We start from the raw sequence: 19,011 nt of genomic DNA on the forward strand, positions 1-19,011 counted from the left end.
CCGGCGGGGCGCCGCGCCTTTCTCGGGTGCGTTCCCGATGAGAGGCGTGAAACCCGCCGGGCTCGTCAGCTCACGCCGTGCCGCCCACCCGCGAGATGCGCGGGATGCCGCCCACGCGGCCCAGGCGCGGCACGCTGTCCCCTGCCTTCTTCAGCACGCCGTCCTTGACCAGCCGCAGCGGCGAACCGACCGGCTTGGGGCCGTCGCCGGTGGTCTGCGCCAGGCGCAACGCCAGCGCCGGGCACATGTCGACCGCCCGCCTGGCGTCCTTGGCCATGAAGCCGGGGATCTTCCTGAACGACGGGAAACCGTAGTCGTCCAGGTCCACGAACTCGGGCAGCAGATGCGCGCACAGGCCATGGCCCTGGCAGCGTGACCAGTCGACCTCCAGCCGGTACTCGGGCTCCGGCTCGCGCTCCGGCATCGGCAGCACGCCGCGTACCGGACGGCCGCAGGAGCCGTGCTCCAGGTGGATGGCGATCTCGTCCTCGAACGCGTCCAGCGCCGACAGCACGAACTTGGCCGTCCCGTCGGGGTGGAAGCAGGCGCCGCGGCGCTCCACGACGCGTACGGCGCGGCGGACCGCGTCCACGGAGCCGGTGCCCTCGGCCAGCGCGCAGATGGCCCTGGCGACGTCGGGCAGCCCGAGCCGGCAGGGGCCGCACTGGCCGGCCGACTCGGCCGCCAGGTACGAGGCGACCCTGGCCGCCTCGCCCAGCGGGCAGGTGGACTCGCCGAGCGGCACGATGATCCCTGCCCCCAGGGTCGCCCCTGCCGCTTTCATGCCCTCGCGGGAGATGACGGCCGTCTCGACCGCCTCGGCCGACAGCCACGCGCCGTGATAGCCGCCGATCAGCACCCCGTCGCCGGCCTCCGCCTCGCACAGGGCGAGCACGTCGGCCAGCAGGGTGCCGGTGGGCGCCTCGATCACCGCGCCGTTGGCGGCGCCGCCGCTCACGGTGAGCAGGATCGTGCCGGGCTCCTTGGTGGTGCCCACTTCCGCGTACTTCTGGGGGCCGTACTCGGCCAGCAGCGCGAACTGCGCGTACGTCTCCGTGTTGGACAGCAGGGTCGGCAGCCCGTCCACGCCGCTCTGCGCGGCCCGCTTCTTCCTGCCCGGCGGGATGCCCTCCTCCCCGTTGACCGCGCGGACGAGCGCGCCGCCCTCGCCGGAGATGAACCGTTCCTTGATCCCGACCACTCTGATCGGGACCCGGCTCTCGGCGCCTCCCGAGACGTTGGCGGCGCGGCGCTCGGCCACGGCGGCGGCGACGGACGCCTCGGCGACCTCGCCGCCGGCCGTGGCGACGACCACCTCGCGGGCGCCCAGCGCCTCGGCCGCCAGCACCGCGCCGTCCAGCACGAGGTGCGGGTTGCGGGTCAGCAGCATGGCGTCCTTGGAGCTGGCCGGCTCCCCTTCCGCGCCGTTGACCAGGACGACGCTCTCGCCGGTGCCGGCCGAGTCGGCCACCGCCCGCAGTTTCCTGGCGAAGGGGAAGGCCGCGCCGCCCCGGCCCCGCATGTCCACCTCGTTGGCGTACGAGATGAGCTCGCCCAGTTCGCGTGGCTCCACGAGACCGTGGAGCGTGCGGTGGGCGGGCAGGTCGAGACGGCGGCAATGGTCCAGCCCGGCGGTCAGCCGGGCCGGACCCATGCGCAGCACCCGTGGGACGCGGGCGGGAATCACGAAGCCTCCTGGACGAGTGCGAACAGGGTCATCCCGCCTCCCGGTACCTGCGCCTGGCCTCGGCGAGGCTGACCGGCGCGTCGGCGCGGGCCGCCGCCGCGGCGGGCTGCCTGCTCTTGCCGGGGGCCTTGGCGGCGGGCCGTTCCGCGGGCACGCCCATGGGCGCGGCGGAGGTCACGGCGGGCCCCTCGATTCTTTCCGGTACGACCGGCGGCCTGCGGACCGTGGCGAGCACGCGCACGACCAGCGCACCGCCGACCGCCGCCATGCTGGCCACGTACGACCAGGCCACCCAACCGGCCGGCGGGCGGCCGGCCGTCAATCCGTGCATGATGCCGATGGGCCAGGCCAGGTACGCGGCGGAATGGAGGATCCGCCACATCCATGGCCTGCTCCGTACGGCGAAGCGACCTCTCAGCATCCCCGTCGCCACGGCCACGACCATGAGGTCGAAGGCCAGGGTGCCGAATCCCACCCAGATCCCGGCGATGGGCACGACCGCCGCCCCCGGCGGCACGTGTCCCAGGCTGATCATCAGCGAGATGTGCGTGATCAGGTACGCCAGCCCGATGAGCGCGGTGGCGCGGTGCGCGAGCTGGGCCCTGACCCGGTTCGCCGGGGACAGGAAGACGCGTTCGGTGGTGAGCAGGCCGAGCGCGACGGTCGCGGTCAGCAGCACCAGGGCGAACACGCCCGCGTAGAACTCGAGGAAGCCCACCCCTTGGCCGAGCAGCGCGATGCCGCGTTCCGTCCTGGTCAGCGCGAACGCCGATAACAGGACGGCCGCGATCGAGGCGCTCGCCCCCAGCCGGACCTTCCTGGTGTCCAGCAGAGTGGGGGCGTGCCTGGGGTGTCGTCTGTGGAGCATCTATTTCCCTCCAAGGTCGGGTGAGGGTGCGACTCGGAAGGCTGGGAGCCCGATGATCCGGGCGGACGGTCAGCTCAGCACCGGCGGCCCTGGTTGATGCAGTTGACGACGTTCTGCATCAGTCTGTCGGGCATCACGTTGACGAAGTCAGCGTGGTCGGTGACCGGGTTGTGCTTCTGCTCCGGGAAGGCGTCCAGGGCGAACGAGGGTCCCTGCGGCACCGCGTACGTGAGGGTCATGCGAAGTGCGGGTACCGCCCTGGTGCCCTGCGGGCAGGCGCCATTCTGGTCAGGGAAGACGATGTGCGTGCGGTGGTTGGCGCTGTCGGTGTTCTGACCGTCCCAGCAACTGGGGAAGTCCAGGATACGAACGACCTGGCTGCCGCGCGGGCAAAGCGGATATTTGTCGGTGGCTATGCGATTTTGGAATCCCGTGCAAGTCCAGGCCGAGCGGGCGTTGGCGGTGCCGTTGGTGGCCGCCTTGGCGTCGCCGGTGATGATCCGCAGGAACCTCGGCATGGCCACGACCCTGGAGTTCGCGTTGCCGCGGAACTGCAGCTGCACCGAGCGGGCCCGCAGCACCTGGCCGACGTTGCCGTCCGGGTCATCGGCGTTCGCCTCAGACCTGCGGTCCCTGATGACCGGCCAGAAGTACGTGGACTGGTCGTTCAGCCGGCAGGTGGTGCCCGCCGCCGCCAGGCTCTCGTCGGTCGAGAACGCGTCGGTCGAGAGGTTGCCCACGTAGTCGTGCAGGTGGTGCGCCCCGTTGCTCACGCCTGGGGCGACGATGAAGTTGTCGGGGTTGTTGTGGCCGTCGCGGTTGGTGCCGCACTGCGCGGCGAACGTGCCGCGCGAGCCGCCCCTGCCGATGCCCGCGTCGAGGCGGCGCGGCTGGACCTGGCGGATGTCCACGAAGTCCTGCACGAACGGGCCTAGGCCGGCGCAGGGGTCATCGGCGGTCGGGGAGGGAGAGGGGCTCTGTGACGGGTCGGCATCGCCGTTGTCACCGCCGTCGTCGCCGCCGTTGCCATTCCCGTTGTCGTTCCCGGTTCCGTTGTCGTTGCCGTTCCCGTTGCCCGGGTCGTTGCCGTTGTTTCCGCCGTTGTCCCCGTTGTTACCGCCATTCCCGTTGTCGCCGTTGTTGTTCCCATTGTCGGCTCCATCGTTATTTCCGCTGCCGTTGTCGCCATTGTCTCCGCTATTGTCGCCATTGTCCGGGTTGCCCTGGTTTCCGGTCGGGCTAGGGGTCGGGCTGGTCGATCTGGTCGGCTGGCGGCGGCGCGAGAAAGTGGTGGGGTTGTCCTGGTCGTCGGGGGACTGCGGGTCCACCGCGACGCTGCCGCCCTGCGGCGCCTGCTGGTCCCTGCCCTGCTGGTTCCTGCCCGGCTGCTGGGACTGCCGCCCCTGAGGTGACTGGCCACTCTGTGCGGGGTCGCAGGGCGCGGCGACCGCCGGCCCTACGCCGATGACGGCCGCGGACACCAGGCCGGTCGCCGCCACGGCCAGCGCGGACACGGCCGCGGCCATGCGTCTGGATCTCCTCATGTGCGTTTCCTCTTTTCAACCGCCATTGACGACGGGTGGAGCGGGTGAGGGCGTGGGGGCTTCCGGAAGCCGCTGATGATCCACCAGACCCGTGGACTCCAGGTACGCCATGTGGCGCATCACGTAGTTGATGCCTTCCTGGGCCAGCTTGCGTACCTCGGCATTGCGGGTCCCGGACCGCACGCCCGCCACGACGGAGAACACCTTTCCGTGCGCGTCACGCAACAGGTTGGCGAAGTCCTTGTCGAAGGCGGGGCCGCTCTCCGCCGCCAGCTGGGCCATCCAGCGCTGCTGGTCGGGGTTGGGCTCGTCGGGCAGGGCCACGCCGAGCTTCTTGGCGGCCTGGCGGACCATCAGGTCGAGCTCCTTGTGCTCGTCCTTGAGCAGCTTCCCGACTTCCTTCACACGCTGGGACTCGGCGCGGGTCTGGGCGTACTCGCCGACGGGCATCTCCCAGAGGCCCGCCTGGCGTACCTTGATGAGCAGATCGACGTCGGCGGCCGTGAGCGGGCCCGACGACCGTTGCGTCCACTGGGCGGACGCGGGGTCGATCGCCGGGGGCATGACCAGCGCGATCGTCGCGGCGGCGGCAACCACGAAGCCGCCGAGCATGAACAACTCGCCGCGCAAAAGCCTGTGCATGGTCGGAGATACGCGGGCGTACCCGCCAAGGTTCACGTATGGTCGGAGATAGTTAGAAATGACTGGAGTTATCGGAGTGGCTACCGCTTGGATAACGAAGGTGTAAAGATGTGCCCCGTGCTAGGTCACCTCGACGGCAGGTTCGAGAGTGCGGATGCCGAGGCGGAGCACCGCATCGCGGTGCTTTACCAGGAGTTCGGCGGCCCTCTGCTGCGCCACGTACGCAAATCAACAGGTAACGACCTTCAGTGGGCTGAAGACGTCGTGCAGGAGACGATCGTCAGGGCCTGGCGAAACTCGGCAAGACTGCAATGGGAACCGAGCCTCATATGGGCGTGGCTGCTGACCGTGGCCCGTCGCATAGTCATTGATGGTCGTCGGCGGAAGAGCGTCCGGCCGCAGGAGGTCGAGCCGCCTGAAGTCGACATGATGTCGGTTCCGGATGGATCGGAGCGAGCGTTATCGGCGATGGTCGTCGCTGACGCGCTGCGGTCCCTGTCTCCGGAACACCGCGAAGTCATTGAGCAGACCTACCTCCGAGACCGTACGATAAGTGAGGCGGCGGAGATTCTGGGGATCCCGCCGGGCACGGTGAAGTCCCGGCTCTACTACGGGATCCGGGCTCTCCGTGAGCTGCTGCGGGACAAGGGGGTAGCCGGCTGATGCACGAAGAGGTGGCCGCCTACGTCCTCGGCGTCCTCGATGAGGAGGAGCACGAGGCGTTCGAACGCCACCTCGAAACGTGCGAGCGCTGTCAGGCGGAGCTGGTCGAGCTCGCCGAGGTGCCAGGGCAACTCGACGAGCTCAAGAACGACCCCTCTTCGGCCTCCGGCGACGACCCGCCGATGTCCTCCATGTCACGTTGACGTTTATCCCCTTTTCGGGTGATATCGGTAGGGCAAGGCGTCACGCCCGGCCGCACGTGGCCGGGCGGTCAGGGGAGGTGTTCGGTGGGCATCGACGGTGATGCGCCCGGCCCTCCACGCCGGCGGTTCGGCGAGGAGGGCGGTCTGCTCTCCTACGGCGACTACCTCCGCCTGCCCGAGCTCCTCGACCAGCAGCGGCCGCAGTCCGCGGCCCCTGACGAGTTGCTCTTCATCACCACCCACCAGGTCCACGAGCTGTGGTTCAAGCTGCTGCTCCACGAGCTGGAGTCGGTGCGCTCCGCCATGTTCGCGGGCGAGCTGTGGCTGGCCAGGCACCTGTTCAGGCGGGTGCACGCGGTCGAGCGGGTGATGGTCGAGCAGATCGAGGTCCTGGAGACGATGACCCCGCAGGACTTCCTGGCCTTCAGGGCCGGCCTGGCGCCCGCGAGCGGGTTCCAGTCGGTCCAGTTCAGGGAGCTGGAGTTCCTGTCGGGGCTGAAGGACGAGCGCTATCTCAACTCCTTCAGGCACGCGAGCGAGGACGAGCTCGCCCGGCTGCGCCGCAGGCTCACGGAGCCCACGCTGTGGGATGCTTATCTGACCGCCCTCTCCCAGCGTGGCCTGCCGGTCTCCGACAGCGAGATCATGGACTCGCTGCTGGCCGTGGCGAGGGACCGCGGGTCTTACGACGACCTGTGGCAACTGGCCGAAGACCTGCTGACACACGACGAGACCGCCGCGCTGTGGCGGATGCGTCACGTCCAGATGGTCGAACGCCAGATCGGCACCAAATCGGGCACAGGCGGCTCGACCGGTGCTCCCTACCTGCGCGGCAGAACCCGCCTGCACTACTTCCCGCTGCTGTGGGAACTCAGGGCCTGGCTATGAACAGCCATGGCGAACCCTCACAAAGGAGTGAGAGCGAAATGCCGCTCGACGAGGCCAAGGATGAGCTGCTCCAGCGAGCCGCGGAAAGATGCGCGGCGAGCAGTGGGCACATGAGCGCCGAGGAGGCGCTGTCCTTCCTGCGGCTCTACTACCGACACGTCGCGCCGGAGGACCTGCTCGACCGCAACCCCGTTGACGTCTACGGCCCCGCGATGTCCCAGAGGCAGCTCGCGGAGGTCCGCCCCCAGGGCAGGGCGGTGGTCCGTGCCTACACCCCCACGATCGAGCAGAACGGCTGGGACCCTGGCCACTCCGTGGTCGAAGTGGTGACCGACGACATGCCGTTCCTGGTCGACTCCGTCGCGATGGAGCTCGACCGCCACGACCTCGGCACCCACCTGGTCGTCCACCCCCAGATGCGGGTGCGCCGCGACATGACCGGCCGCATGCTCGGCCGCGGCCAGGAGGACGTCACCGGCCAGATGCTGGTCGAGTCGTGGATCCACATGGAGATCGACCGGCAGTCCGACCCCGAGGTGCTCAAGCGGCTCGAGGCCGACCTGCTGAAGGTGCTCGCCGACGTGCGCCACACGGTCGAGGACTTCGCGAAGATGCGGGCGCTGGCCGTACAGACCGCGGAAGACCTGAGCATGAACCCGCCGCCGCTGGAGCCCGCCGAGGTCGAGGACAGCCTCGACCTGCTGCGCTGGCTCGCCGACGGGCACTTCACCTTCCTCGGCTACCGCGAATACCGGCTGGAGCACACCGACGAGGGCGAGATGCTGCGGGCGCTGCCCGGAGCGGCGCTCGGCATCCTGCGCGACGACAAGGCCGGGTCGGAGAGCTTCGCCGCGCTGCCCCCCGAGGTGCGGGCCAAGGCGCGCGAGAAGCAGCTCATGATCATCACGAAGGCCAACTCCAAGGCCACCGTGCACCGCGCCAACTACCTCGACTACATCGGCGTGAAGCTGTTCTCGCCCGACGGCGAGGTGATCGGTGAGCGGCGCTTCCTCGGCCTGTTCACCCACGTGGCCTACAACGAGTCGATCTCCCGCATCCCGGTGCTGCGCCGCAAGCTGGCCGACGTACTCGACCAGGCCGGGCTCGCGCCCGACAGCCACGACGGCAAGGACCTCATCGAGATCCTGGAGACCTTCCCGCGCGACGAGCTGTTCCAGACCTCCATCGACCAGCTGCTGCCGATCGCGCTCGGAGTGCTGCGGCTGCGCGAGCGCAAGCAGGTCAAGCTGTTCCTGCGCCGCGACGACTACGGCCGCTACATCTCCTGCCTGGTCTACCTGCCGCGTGACCGCTACACCACCAAGGTCCGGCTGAAGATGCAGGAGGTGCTGCTCAAGGCGCTCGGCGGCACGTCGCTCGACTACAGCGCCATGATCGGCGAGTCCGTGCTGGCCCGGCTGCACGTCGTGATTCGCGGCGAGCGCGGCAGGCAGCTGCCCGCGCCCAGCGTCGACGTCGAGGAGCTGGAGGCCCGCCTCGCCGCCATCACCCGCTCCTGGGAGGACGACCTCGCCTCCGCGCTGACCGAGATGACCTCGGAGGAGGAGGCGCCCACGCTCATCAAGCGCTACGCCTCCGCCTTCCCCGAGGGCTACAAGGCGGACTTCCCGCCCAAGGTGGCCGTGGTCGACCTGCGGCGGCTCGAAGAGCTCGTCGAGGCGGGCGACGGCGACAAGGTCGGCATCAACCTCTATGAGCCGTACGACGCGATCGAGGGCGAGCGGCGGCTGAAGATCTACAAGATCGGCTCGCCCATCTCGCTGTCCCGCGCCCTGCCGCTGATCCAGCGGCTCGGGGTCGAGGTCGTGGACGAGCGGCCGTACGAGGTCGACCGCGACAACGACCCGCGCACCAAGAACGCCTGGATCTACGACTTCGGGCTGCGCTACACGCCGGCCGACGGCGTCGGCAGGGACGAGTTCAAGCGGCTCTTCCAGGACGGCCTCAACGCCCTGTGGACCGGCCGGGTGCAGGCCGACGACTTCAACGCGCTCATCCTCAGCGCCGGGCTGACCTGGGAGCAGGTCGAGATCCTGCGGGCCTACGCCAAATACCTGCGGCAGGCCGGCAGCACGTTCTCGCAGCCGTACATGGAGGACGTGCTCAAGGGCAACGTCAGGGTGGCCAGGCTGCTGGTGCGGCTGTTCGAGGCCAAGCACGACCCGCGGCGCGGCGAGGACGTCAGGGTCGATCTCGTGGAGGCGCTCAACGAGGAGATACTCGGGGCGCTGGACGAGGTGGCCTCGCTGGACGAGGACCGCATCCTGCGGGCGTACCTGGAGATGATCCAGGCCACGCTGCGCACCAACTACTTCCAGACCGTCGACGGCGTGCGCAAGCCGTACATCTCGCTGAAGTTCGACCCGCAGGCCATCAGCGTGCTGCCGCTGCCCAGGCCGAAGTACGAGATCTTCGTCTACTCGCCCCGCGTCGAGGGCGTGCACCTGCGCTTCGGCAAGGTCGCGCGCGGCGGCCTGCGCTGGTCGGACCGGATGGAGGACTTCCGTACGGAGATCCTCGGCCTGGTGAAGGCGCAGATGGTGAAGAACACCGTCATCGTGCCCACCGGCTCCAAGGGCGGATTCGTCGTCAAGCGGCCGCCCAAGTCAGGCAAGCGGGAGGACCTGCTCGCCGAAGGCGTGGCCTGCTACCGGATGTTCATCTCCGGCCTGCTCGACGTCACCGACAACCTCGTGGACGGCAAGGTCGTGCCGCCGCCCGACGTCGTCAGGCACGACGGTGACGACACCTACCTCGTCGTCGCCGCCGACAAGGGCACCGCGACGTTCTCCGACATCGCCAACGGCGTGGCCAAGGAGTACGGCTTCTGGCTCGGCGACGCCTTCGCCTCCGGCGGCTCCATCGGCTACGACCACAAGGCCATGGGCATCACCGCCCGCGGCGCGTGGGAGTCGGTCAAATACCACTTCCGCACGATGGGCGTGGACGTCCAGACGACCGACTTCACCGTGGCCGGCATCGGCGACATGTCGGGCGACGTGTTCGGCAACGGCATGCTGCTGTCGCAGCACATCCGGCTCGTGGCCGCCTTCGACCACCGGCACATCTTCGTCGACCCCTCGCCCGACGCCGCCCGCTCCTACGCCGAGCGCCGCCGCCTGTTCGAGCTGCCGCGCAGCTCGTGGGAGGACTACGACGCCAAGCTGATCTCCCCGGGCGGCGGCGTCTTCCCGCGCACCGCCAAGTCCATCCAGATCACCCCGCAGATGCGCGAGGCGCTCGGCATCCCCGCCGGCATCGCGTCCATGGCGCCCAACGACCTCATCAGCGCCATCCTGCGGGCCCCCGTCGACCTGCTGTGGAACGGCGGCATCGGCACCTACGTCAAGGCCAGCTCCGAGTCCCACACCGACGTCGGCGACAAGGGCAACGACGGGCTCAGGGTCAACGCGTCCGAGCTGCGCTGCAAGGTCGTCGGCGAGGGCGGCAACCTCGGCTTCACCCAGCTCGCCCGCATCGAGTTCGCGCTCAACGGCGGGCTGGTCAACACCGACTTCATCGACAACTCGGCCGGCGTCGACACCTCCGACCACGAGGTCAACATCAAGATCCTGCTCGACCAGGTCGTCCGCGACGGCGAGCTGACCGACAAGCAGCGCAACCAGGTCTTCACCTCGATGACCGACGAGGTCGCCGAGCTGGTGCTGCGCGACAACAAGGCCCAGAACGTGGTGCTCGACGCGGCCCGTACGCAGGCCGTCGACATGCTCCACATCCACGCCCGCTACCTGCGCAAGCTCGAACGCGACGGGCTGGTCAACCGGGAGCTGGAGTTCCTGCCGTCGGACAAGACGCTCGCCGAGCGGCGCCAGGCCAGGCTGGGGCTGACCTCGCCCGAGTTCTCGGTGCTGCTCGCCTACACCAAGCTGGTGGCCGACGCCGAGCTGCTCGGCTCCGACCTCCCCGACGACCCCTACCTGGCGTCGTGGCTGGTCGACTACTTCCCCTCCGCGCTGCGCGAGCGGTTCAGGCCGTACATGGACAAGCATCCGCTGCGCCGCGAGATCATCACCACCCGCGTGGTGAACGAGCTGGTCAACTCGGCGGGCACCACGTTCATGTACCGCTTCGGCGAGGAGACCGGCGCGTCCACGCCCGACATCGTGCGGGCCTACCTGGTCGCGCGCGAGGTGTTCGACCTGCCCGGCTTCCACCGGGCGGTGGAGTCGCTGGACAACGAGGTCGACACCGCCACCCAGATCGCCATGCTGCTGGAGGCACGCAAGCTGGCCGAGCGGGGCGCCCGGTGGCTGCTGGTCAACCGGCGGCCGCCACTCGACCTCGCCGGGTCGGTCAGCTTCTTCGACAAGGGCGTCAACGGGATCATCGGGCACATACCCAAGCTGCTCACCGGGCCCGACCTGGCCGCCTTCGAGGAGCGCCGCGACGCGTTCGTGGCCCGCGGGGTGCCGGACGACCTGGCCGAGCGGGTGGCCGCGATGGTGCCCGCGTACTCGACGCTCGACCTGGTGGAGATCTCGTCGCTGACGGGACGCCCGGTCAACGAGGTGGGCGAGGTCTACTTCGACCTGGCCGACCGGCTGCAGCTCTCCCGGCTGCGCGAGCGCATCATCGCGCTGCCCCGCGACAACCGGTGGAACTCGATGGCCCGCTCGGCGCTGCGCGACGACCTGTACGCCGCGCACGCCTCGCTGACCCGCGACGTGCTGGCCCACAGCCGCCCCGGGCTGTCTCCCGAGGAGCGGCTGGCCCGCTGGACCGAGGGCAACTCGGCGGCGGTCGCCAGGGCCAGGCAGACGCTGTCGGAGATCTGGGAGAGCGACAACTTCGACCTCGCCACGCTGTCGGTCGCGCTGCGCGCCATCCGTACGCTGGTGGCCGCCAGCAACCTGCCCCACACGGAGGCCTGAGAAGCGCGGGGGCGGGCTCGCCGGCCCGCCCCCGCCTACTGTCCTGACGCGCGGGTGAGCGCCCCGTCGTGGGCGATCACGGGCGCGGGCGCCGGCTTCGTCAGCGGCGGCACGGCCGTGGCGTATTGGTGGGTCTCGGTCAGCTTGAGCGAGCGGCGCAGCACCGGCGAGCTGATCGCCCAGCGCGCCGAGTCGGGCACCGGGATGTAGTCGTCCTCGGCCGTCTTCGTCTGGGTGGACGTGGTGCGCGACAGCGAGTATTGGATCAGCGCGCCGCCGTCCTCGGTGCGCAGGGCGTAGACCGGGAAGTTGTCGGCGCTGAAGATCGAGTCGTAGCTGAACCCGTCGCTCTTGGCGCTCTCGCGGCGCTCGGCGATCTGCTCGGCCACCTCGGTGGTGTAGGGGCCGGCCGCGAGCAGGCCGTCGGTGACGCCCGCCTTGCCCGTCTCGGCCACGCTGGCGTGGACGGGGCCGATGAACTGCGGGCTGATGGTGACGCTCTTGTCGTCGGCGGCCACGGCCGTGGCGTAGCCCTCGTCGTCGAGCTCGATCGGCGGCAGCTCCTGGCCGGGCAGCAGCTCGGCCGCCGAGCTGAGCCGCCAGCGGTCGAACTTGACGAACGTCAGCAGCGTCGGCGCGTCGTCGCGCGTCACCAGCACGCTGAACCAGGGCGAGCCCGCGCCCTCGTCGAAGCGGGGGACGTAGAACGTGGGCGAGCCCCACTGGTGGCGTGGCGGGGTGTAGCCGGAGGAGAGGTAGGCGGCCTGGATGAGCTGCCACTGACCGCCCGTCGTGATGTCCTGCACCTGCAGCAGCCGCCCCTGGAAGTCGCCGGGCACGTTGCGCAGCAGGTCGTCGGTGCGGATGTAGGCGGCGAACTCCTCGGCCGCCTCGGCCTGGGTGACGGCCGGCGGCTCGGGCGACTTCGACGGCGTGGAGGTGGCCGCGGCAGGGGTGGAAGGGGCCGGGCGGGCATCGCCGGAGCAGGCGGTCACCGCGGCGAGGAGGCCGGCGGCGAGCGCCAGCACCTTCCGCCGACCGTATGCACGCACCTCGCCATGTTATTCGGGCCCGCGTGGGTCGCGTACCCTTGGGAGACGTGGCAGGCATCGATCCGGCAGAAGAGATCAACGAGCTTCGGGGCACGCTCCGCAGCATCCAGGACGTGCTCGACCTCGACGCGATGCGCAAGCAGATCGAGGAGCTGGAGCAGCAGGTTGCCGCCCCCGACCTGTGGGACGACCCCGAGCAGGCCCAGAAGGTGACGAGCCGGCTCTCCCACCTCCAGGGTGAGCTCAACAGGGTCGACGGCGTCGCCAGGCGCCTCGACGACCTGGCGGTCCTCTATGAGCTGGCGGCCGAGGAGGCCGACGACGACACGCGCGCCGAGGCCGACAAGGAGCTCGAGTCGCTGCGCTCCGACATCGGCGCCCTTGAGGTCCGCACGCTGCTGTCGGGCGAATACGACGCCCGCGAGGCGCTCATCACGATCAACTCCCAGGCCGGCGGCGTCGACGCGGCCGACTGGGCGGAGATGCTGCTGCGCATGTACCTCCGCTGGGCCGAGCGCAAGAACTACGCGACCGAGGTCTACGACACCTCCTACGCGGAGGAGGCCGGCATCAAGTCGGCCACGTTCACGATCAAGGCCCCCTACGCCTACGGCACGCTGCGCGGCGAGCACGGCACCCACCGGCTGGTCCGCATCAGCCCCTTCGACAACCAGGGGCGGCGGCAGACCTCGTTCGCCGGGGTCGACATCGTGCCCGTCGTCGAGCAGACCGACCACATCGACATCAACGAGGACGAGATCCGCGTCGACGTCTACCGGTCGAGCGGCCCGGGCGGCCAGGGCGTCAACACCACCGACTCCGCGGTGCGCATCACCCACCTGCCGTCCGGCATCGTGGTCTCCTGCCAGAACGAGCGCTCCCAGCTGCAGAACCGCGCCACGGCGATGAACGTGCTGCAGGCCAAGCTGCTGGAGCGCAAGCGGCAGGAGGAGGCCGAGAAGATGTCGGAGCTGCGCGGCGCCTCCACCACCTCGTGGGGCACGCAGATCCGCAACTACGTACTGCACCCTTACCAGATCGTGAAGGACCTGCGCACCGGCACCGAGGCCGGCAACCCGTCAGCGGTGCTCGACGGCGACCTCGACGAGTTCATCGAGTCGGAGATCCGGTGGATGCGGCGCCAGGAGTCAGGCGCCGAGCAATAGGTGCTCGGCCGCCAGCGTCAGCAGGAGCAGGGCGACGAGCAGCAGGCCGATGAGAGCGGGTGACAGCCCGGCGAAGCCGTGGTTGTGCATCCGCTCCCGGTTGGCGCGGCACAGGGGGCAGCGTCCCTCGATCACGGGGTGGGCGCACTGCGCGCATACGAGGTGTTCGCAACTCATGACAGCCCCAAGTCTAGCCGCACAATCGTTTTGTTTCCGTTATGGACGTTCCATGCCAGTCTTCCCCCTAGACTGTCGTCTGGCCAATCGGAACGTCGATCATCAGTAAAGAAGACGTAACCGATGGTCGCCCGGCGGGAAGTGGGCATATGCCACCCTCGCTTCCGTCCTGACCCCTAGACTGGCATGCCGTGATGCTCTCGTGATCCATTTCGATAATGTCACCAAGGTCTACGCGAACCAGAACCGGCCCGCCCTCGACCACGTATCCGTTGACGTGGACAAGGGTGAGTTCGTGTTCCTCGTCGGTCCCTCGGGATCAGGCAAGTCCACGTTCCTGCGTCTGGTCCTGAAGGAGGAGCGGCCCAACTCCGGCGCGATCCACGTCGCCGGCAAAGACCTGGCCCGCCTCTCCAACTTCAAGGTGCCGCACCTGCGCCGCCGCATCGGCTGCGTCTTCCAGGACTTCAGGCTGCTCCCGAACAAGAACGTCTACGAGAACGTGGCGTTCGCCCTCGAGGTCATCGGTAAGCCGCGGCGGTTCATCCGCAAGGTGGTGCCCGAGGTCATCGAGCTGGTCGGCCTCGAAGGCAAGGCGCACCGCATGCCCGACGAGCTGTCCGGCGGCGAGCAGCAGCGCGTCGCCATGGCCCGCGCCTTCGTCAATCGGCCGATGATCCTGCTGGCCGACGAGCCCACGGGCAACATCGACCCCGCGACGAGCATCGGCATCATGAAGGTGCTCGACCGCATCAACAGGACTGGCACCACGGTCGTCATGGCGACGCACGACGCGGCCATCGTCGACTCCATGCGTAAGCGTGTCGTGGAGCTGGAGGACGGCAAGATCGTCCGTGACCAGTCGCGTGGCGTGTACGGCCAGGCGTACTGACAGGGAGCTGCAGACAAGACATGCGGGCGAATTTCATCTTCTCCGAGGTCTGGATCGGCCTCCGTCGCAACCTGACCATGACGATCGCCGTGATCATCACGGTGGCGGTCGGCATGGCGATGCTGGGCGTCGGTCTGATGATCAACACCCAGATCGGCCTGATGAAGGGCTACTGGGACGACAAGGTCGAGATCTCCGTCTTCCTGTGCAAGAAGGGGACGGCCATACCGGACTGCAAGGGCAAGGCGGTCACGCCCGCGCAGATCAAGGCGCTCGAGACGCACATCAAGGGCACCAAGGGCGTCAAGGAGGTGTTCTTCGAGGACGAGGCCGACGCCTACCAGAACTTCAAGCAGTCGTTCTCGTCCACGAACAAGGCGCTGGTCGACGCGACCAAGGTCGAGGACCTGCCGCAGTCCTTCCGGATCAAGCTCCAGGACCCCGACAACTACCAGCCGGTGATCCAGGCCGTGACGGGCCAGCCGGGCGTGGCCCAGGTGATGGACCAGAAACAGCTCATCGCCCCGTTCTTCGCCATGCTCGACAAGCTCGCCTTCGCGGCGCTGACGGTCGCCATCATCCTGGTGCTCGCGGCGGCGCTGCTGATCGGCAACACGGTGCGGCTGTCGGCGTTCAACCGGCGCCGTGAGACGGGCATCATGCGGCTGGTCGGCGCCTCCAACCTCTACATCCAGCTGCCCTTCGTCATGGAGGGCGTCATCGCCGGCCTCGTCGGCGGGGTGTTCGCGGCGGTCATCCTGATCTGCGCGAAGGTGTTCCTGTTCGAGGAGATCGTCGGCTTCTTCGGTGGCGCGACGGCTCAGCTCGGCTGGAACGACCTGGCCCAGACGATCACCATCACCATGATCATCGGTGTCGTGATCTGTATCCTGGCCTCGTTCGTGACGCTACGTCGCTATCTGAGGGTGTAGCGGTGCGCATGGGCGCCGGGCGCCCCGGTCGCCGGTAAAGTCGAAGCATGCCACGTGAGACCGGGCGGAAGGTCATCGCCCAGAACAAACGTGCTCGGCACGACTACCACGTCGAGGACACTTTCGAGGCGGGTCTCGTGCTGCAGGGCACCGAGGTGAAGTCGCTACGCGAGGGCCGCGCCTCGCTCGTCGACGGCTACGCCATGATCGACGGCAACGAAGCGTGGCTGCTCAACGTGCACATTCCCGAATACTCGCAGGGCACGTGGACCAACCACACGGCCCGGCGCAAGCGCAAGCTGCTGCTGCACAGGAAAGAGATCGACAAGCTCGCCGCCAAGACCAAGGAGGGCGGGCTGACGATCGTGCCGCTGACCCTCTACTTCAAGGACGGCAGGGCGAAGGTCGAGATCGGCCTCGCGCGCGGCAAGAAAGACTGGGACAAGCGGCAGTCGCTGGCGGAGCAGCAGGCCAAGCGGGAGATGGCCCGCGCGCTGCGCTACCGCAACCGATGAGACGGCGGCACTGCGACCGATGCGATCGATGAGAGGCCGACCGATGCGGCGCGCCCGCCGCATCCTGGCCGCGACCGCCACGCTGGCGGTCGCGAGCACCACCCTGACCGGCTGCTTCGAGGAGTCGTCGCCGCACGACGCGGTGCGCGACTTCCTCGTCGGGTGGCAGTCGGAGGACTACGAGCTGGCCGCCGGCCGCACCGACGGCGATCCCGCCAAGGTGCGCAAGGCGCTCGAGGATGCCAAGCTCGAGCTCGACGCCGCCTCCTTCCGCTTCAAGATCACGGGCATCAGCGTCGCCGGCGACGAGTCCACGGCCGACTTCCACGCCGAGGTCGACCTGGGGGAGAACAACCCCCTCTGGGAGTACGAGAGCAAGCTTCCGCTCCACCTGGTCGACGGCGCGTGGAAGGTCCGCTGGTCGCCCTCGGTGCTGCACCCTCAGCTCAAGGAGGGCCAGCGCTTCGCGGTCGACACCGAGCCCAAGCCGCGCCAGCCCGTCCTCGACCGGGCCAACGACCCGCTGCAGAGCGACACCGTCCTCTACGTCGCCGGGGTCGTCCCCGACAAGCTGGGTGAGCGGGCCGAAGAGGTCGTCGCCAAGCTGTCCGACGTCACCGGCTACGCCCAGGACCGGCTGCTGAGCCGGGTCAGGTCGTCGCCGCCCGACAAGTTCGTGCCGCTGGTGACGTTCGGACGCTCGCGCTACCAGTCGATGCAGGCCAAGCTGGGCGCGATCGACGGCATCGAGATCGACGCGCAGGAGCAGCCGGTCAACCCCGACGCGCCCCGGCAGATCGTCGGCACGGTCAGCGCGCTCACGCCCGAGACCGAGCAGAAGCTCGGCGGGCCGCAGCGGGCCGGCGACTCGGTGGGCAGGAGCGGGCTGCAGCAGGCGTACCAGGACTATCTGACGGGGTCCACCGAGACGAAGGTGATCACCCTCGACCTCAAGACCGGCCGGCAGGTCGCGCAGCTCGAGGAGTGGCCCGGGCGGCAGAACGTCTCGGTCAAGACCACGATCGACCGCACCGCGCAGGCGTCGGCGGAGCAAGCCGTGGCCGAGACCCAGACCAGCGCGCTGGTGGCGGTGCAGCGCGACACCGGCGAGATCCTCGCGGTCGGCACCAAGGGGCTGCACCAGGAGCGCCACGCGCTGGCGGGCAAGTTCCCGGCCGGCACGGCGTTCTCCATCGTGGCCGCCGACGCGCTGCTGAAGGAGCAGGTGAGCCCCAAGCAGCGGCTGGCCTGCCCGCAGGAGCGCACGGTGGGCGGCGCCAAGTTCGCCAACGCCGCCCACAGCACGCCGCTGCCGGCGTCGGCCACGTTCCAGGAGAACTTCGCGAAGGGCTGCGTGACCGCGCTGGCCTCGCTGGCCCGCCGCGTCTCGGCCGAGGGGCTGCTCAAGAGCGCGCAGACGCTGGGCCTGGAGCAGCCGTGGCGGCTGCCGCTGAAGTCGTTCAGCGGCAAGCTGCCGAAGCTGTCCAGCGACGCCGACAAGGCCAAGGCCATCGCGGGCCAGAACGTCCAGGTGAGCCCGCTCAGCATGGCTCTGGTGGCCGCGGCGGTGGCCTCGGGCACCTGGCGGCCTCCCGTGCTGGTGACCGAGCCCAAGACGCCCGACGCGACCGCCACGGCGCCGCCGGTCACCCAGCCCGCGCCGCAGCAGCTCGACCCGAAGGTACGCGCGACCCTGCAGACGATGATGCGGGCCGGTGCGGCCGGCACGCCCGCGCAGGCGGGCAAGGGCAAGGTCTACGGCATCGCGGCCACCGCCCCCGAGGGCATGACCTGGTGGGTCGGCTGGCAGGGCAACGTGGCGATCGCGGTGCTGGCGAAGAACCACGACGCCAGGGCCGTGGCGGGCGACTTCTTCGCGGGCCTCGCGAACTGACGCCGCCGCATGACGCCGCCGCATGACGCCGCCGCATGACGCTGTGAACGGTGCCGCTCACGGCGCTGTGAGCGGTGCTGTGAGCGGTGCTGTGAGCGGCGCTGTCGGCGGTGTTGCGGACTGAGTGTGAAAATGTCCGGACGGTGAGCAACCATCCGGGTGGCCGGTCGCGTCTTACTGAGTGACTGGGCCCGCTCGGGGGTTGCGGTCCCAGTCGCCGTGATGAGACAGGACTTCATCTCGGGGGAAGTCCTGCCGTCCGGACCGGCTCGACCCTGCCGGTCGGCCCCCGGGAGCACGTGCCTCAGTGCCGGGCTCCCGGGGGTTTCGGCATGTATGGGGGTGGGGGCGCCGTGGGAATTAAGTTGGCGCCGAGGGTGTTGTCCGATGTACATTCCTGTTGCGCCGTCCCTCGCGGGGTCGGCGGTGACGGTTGACAACTGCACAGGGGGTGACTGGCTTCGACTTTGGCCTTGCAAGCCAGGTGAAGCGGGCCGAGGACTGCGGACATAACCTCGTTAATCCTGTGACCGCAAACAACAAGTGCCAATTCCAAGAGCACTGTGGCTGCCAGGGACTCCCTGGCGCTCGCTGCCTAAGCAGCGAAACCACTGTCAGCCCGGGAGCGCCTTCGGCCCGGGGTCTGGCATCGCTAGAAGGCTCCACCGCTCGACCCGGCCACGGGGAAGAGCGGGAAATCAAACAGTGGCTGAGCCCGTCGGCGACTCGCCTGCGTGATCGCCGGGGCTGAGAAAAGCACAGCAGGCTGCGCCCGGAGAAGCCCTGACTTGGGGTTGAAGGACGCGGGTTCGATTCCCGCCACCTCCACCAGTCTCGCGACAGGCCCGGTTCCCGTAGGGAGCCGGGCTTTCGTGCGTTTAAGGACCGGTCTGGTCACAGATCTGCCACTCCGTCACTACTCATTGCACTACGTGTGCCAAGGTGTTGCTCTGACATTTTCCTGTGCTGGAGTGG

15 protein-coding genes and 1 other RNA gene are annotated in these 19,011 nt (G+C 69.0%); 10 read left to right on the top strand and 6 right to left on the bottom strand.

Going from position 1 to position 19,011, the window contains the following annotated elements; translation table 11 throughout:
* Positions 1-70: 70 nt before the first annotated feature.
* The 4 genes from AB0K28_RS05320 to AB0K28_RS05335 form a co-directional block, all read right to left on the bottom strand.
* Positions 71-1,654 carry an NADH-ubiquinone oxidoreductase-F iron-sulfur binding region domain-containing protein gene (locus AB0K28_RS05320; protein WP_364365866.1) on the bottom strand — a complete coding sequence of 528 codons (1,584 nt, stop codon included), beginning with the start codon at positions 1,652-1,654 and terminating at the stop codon, positions 71-73.
* A gap of 61 nt (positions 1,655-1,715) precedes the next feature.
* A complete protein-coding gene (locus tag AB0K28_RS05325) occupies positions 1,716-2,555 on the bottom strand; it encodes a ferric reductase-like transmembrane domain-containing protein (protein ID WP_364365370.1) in 840 nt (279 codons plus the stop codon).
* A gap of 74 nt (positions 2,556-2,629) precedes the next feature.
* Complete coding sequence (locus tag AB0K28_RS05330) at positions 2,630-4,099, bottom strand: DUF1996 domain-containing protein (RefSeq protein WP_364365373.1); 1,470 nt, start codon at positions 4,097-4,099, stop codon at positions 2,630-2,632.
* 15 nt (positions 4,100-4,114) lie between these two features.
* The gene (locus tag AB0K28_RS05335) at positions 4,115-4,741 is read right to left on the bottom strand and encodes a DUF4142 domain-containing protein (protein ID WP_364365376.1); all 627 of its coding nucleotides are present in this window, start codon (positions 4,739-4,741) and stop codon (positions 4,115-4,117) included.
* Positions 4,742-4,849: 108 nt separating this feature from the next.
* Between AB0K28_RS05335 and AB0K28_RS05340 the strand changes: the two genes are divergently transcribed.
* The 4 genes from AB0K28_RS05340 to AB0K28_RS05355 all read left to right on the top strand — a co-directional run bounded on the left by AB0K28_RS05340 (position 4,850) and on the right by AB0K28_RS05355 (position 11,408).
* Positions 4,850-5,404, top strand: a complete 555-nt coding sequence (locus AB0K28_RS05340) for a sigma-70 family RNA polymerase sigma factor (RefSeq protein WP_345396666.1) — start codon at positions 4,850-4,852, stop codon at positions 5,402-5,404.
* Entirely contained in the window at positions 5,404-5,607 is a 204-nt protein-coding gene (locus AB0K28_RS05345) for a zf-HC2 domain-containing protein (RefSeq protein WP_345396668.1), read from the top strand. Before AB0K28_RS05340 ends, AB0K28_RS05345 begins: the two co-directional genes overlap by 1 nt.
* An 84-nt stretch (positions 5,608-5,691) precedes the next feature.
* Entirely contained in the window at positions 5,692-6,495 is an 804-nt protein-coding gene (locus AB0K28_RS05350; RefSeq protein WP_345396671.1) for a tryptophan 2,3-dioxygenase family protein, read from the top strand.
* 38 nt (positions 6,496-6,533) lie between these two features.
* Complete coding sequence (locus AB0K28_RS05355; protein WP_364365380.1) at positions 6,534-11,408, top strand: NAD-glutamate dehydrogenase; 4,875 nt, start codon at positions 6,534-6,536, stop codon at positions 11,406-11,408.
* Between the two features lie 35 nt (positions 11,409-11,443).
* Here the strand turns inward: AB0K28_RS05355 and AB0K28_RS05360 are convergent, their stop codons facing one another.
* The gene (locus tag AB0K28_RS05360; protein ID WP_364365383.1) at positions 11,444-12,460 is read right to left on the bottom strand and encodes a hypothetical protein; all 1,017 of its coding nucleotides are present in this window, start codon (positions 12,458-12,460) and stop codon (positions 11,444-11,446) included.
* Between the two features lie 47 nt (positions 12,461-12,507).
* Here AB0K28_RS05360 and prfB point away from each other — a divergent pair, with 47 nt between their 5' ends.
* Positions 12,508-13,626, top strand: coding sequence for a peptide chain release factor 2 (gene prfB / locus AB0K28_RS05365; RefSeq protein ID WP_345396680.1), 1,119 nt, complete (start codon positions 12,508-12,510; stop codon positions 13,624-13,626).
* On the opposite strand, the gene AB0K28_RS05370 is transcribed toward prfB, so the two are convergent.
* Positions 13,609-13,803, bottom strand: coding sequence for a hypothetical protein (locus AB0K28_RS05370; protein ID WP_364365386.1), 195 nt, complete (start codon positions 13,801-13,803; stop codon positions 13,609-13,611). The two genes, prfB and AB0K28_RS05370, sit on opposite strands and share 18 nt — an antisense overlap.
* 202 nt (positions 13,804-14,005) lie before the next feature.
* Between AB0K28_RS05370 and ftsE the strand changes: the two genes are divergently transcribed.
* From ftsE to ssrA, 5 genes are all read left to right on the top strand, one after another.
* Complete coding sequence (gene ftsE / locus AB0K28_RS05375) at positions 14,006-14,695, top strand: cell division ATP-binding protein FtsE (RefSeq protein ID WP_020541427.1); 690 nt, start codon at positions 14,006-14,008, stop codon at positions 14,693-14,695.
* A 20-nt stretch (positions 14,696-14,715) separates the two neighbouring features.
* Complete coding sequence (ftsX, locus tag AB0K28_RS05380; protein ID WP_345396686.1) at positions 14,716-15,627, top strand: permease-like cell division protein FtsX; 912 nt, start codon at positions 14,716-14,718, stop codon at positions 15,625-15,627.
* 47 nt (positions 15,628-15,674) lie between these two features.
* Positions 15,675-16,142 carry an SsrA-binding protein SmpB gene (gene smpB / locus AB0K28_RS05385; protein ID WP_345396689.1) on the top strand — a complete coding sequence of 156 codons (468 nt, stop codon included), beginning with the start codon at positions 15,675-15,677 and terminating at the stop codon, positions 16,140-16,142.
* 28 nt (positions 16,143-16,170) lie between these two features.
* The gene (locus tag AB0K28_RS05390) at positions 16,171-18,036 is read left to right on the top strand and encodes a penicillin-binding transpeptidase domain-containing protein (protein WP_345396692.1); all 1,866 of its coding nucleotides are present in this window, start codon (positions 16,171-16,173) and stop codon (positions 18,034-18,036) included.
* A gap of 447 nt (positions 18,037-18,483) precedes the next feature.
* Positions 18,484-18,867: a transfer-messenger RNA gene (ssrA, locus tag AB0K28_RS05395) on the top strand.
* Positions 18,868-19,011 lie beyond the last annotated feature (144 nt).

It is taken from the genome of Nonomuraea sp. NPDC049504 (assembly GCF_040676845.1).
In the GTDB taxonomy this organism is placed as follows: Bacteria; Actinomycetota; Actinomycetes; order Streptosporangiales; family Streptosporangiaceae; genus Nonomuraea; species Nonomuraea salmonea.

Excerpts from the sequence above, each read along its gene's own strand:
- AB0K28_RS05390 (WP_345396692.1), top strand. The coding sequence starts at position 16,171 with ATGAGAGGCCGACCGATGCGGCGCGCCCGCCGCATCCTGGCCGCGACC.
- AB0K28_RS05345 (WP_345396668.1), top strand. The coding sequence starts at position 5,404 with ATGCACGAAGAGGTGGCCGCCTACGTCCTCGGCGTCCTCGATGAGGAG.
- AB0K28_RS05335 (WP_364365376.1), bottom strand. The coding sequence starts at position 4,741 with ATGCACAGGCTTTTGCGCGGCGAGTTGTTCATGCTCGGCGGCTTCGTG.
- AB0K28_RS05370 (WP_364365386.1), bottom strand. The coding sequence starts at position 13,803 with ATGAGTTGCGAACACCTCGTATGCGCGCAGTGCGCCCACCCCGTGATC.
- AB0K28_RS05325 (WP_364365370.1), bottom strand. The coding sequence starts at position 2,555 with ATGCTCCACAGACGACACCCCAGGCACGCCCCCACTCTGCTGGACACC.
- AB0K28_RS05355 (WP_364365380.1), top strand. The coding sequence starts at position 6,534 with ATGCCGCTCGACGAGGCCAAGGATGAGCTGCTCCAGCGAGCCGCGGAA.
- AB0K28_RS05330 (WP_364365373.1), bottom strand. The coding sequence starts at position 4,099 with ATGAGGAGATCCAGACGCATGGCCGCGGCCGTGTCCGCGCTGGCCGTG.
- ftsX (WP_345396686.1), top strand. The coding sequence starts at position 14,716 with ATGCGGGCGAATTTCATCTTCTCCGAGGTCTGGATCGGCCTCCGTCGC.
- smpB (WP_345396689.1), top strand. The coding sequence starts at position 15,675 with ATGCCACGTGAGACCGGGCGGAAGGTCATCGCCCAGAACAAACGTGCT.
- AB0K28_RS05320 (WP_364365866.1), bottom strand. The coding sequence starts at position 1,654 with ATGGGTCCGGCCCGGCTGACCGCCGGGCTGGACCATTGCCGCCGTCTC.
- AB0K28_RS05340 (WP_345396666.1), top strand. The coding sequence starts at position 4,850 with ATGTGCCCCGTGCTAGGTCACCTCGACGGCAGGTTCGAGAGTGCGGAT.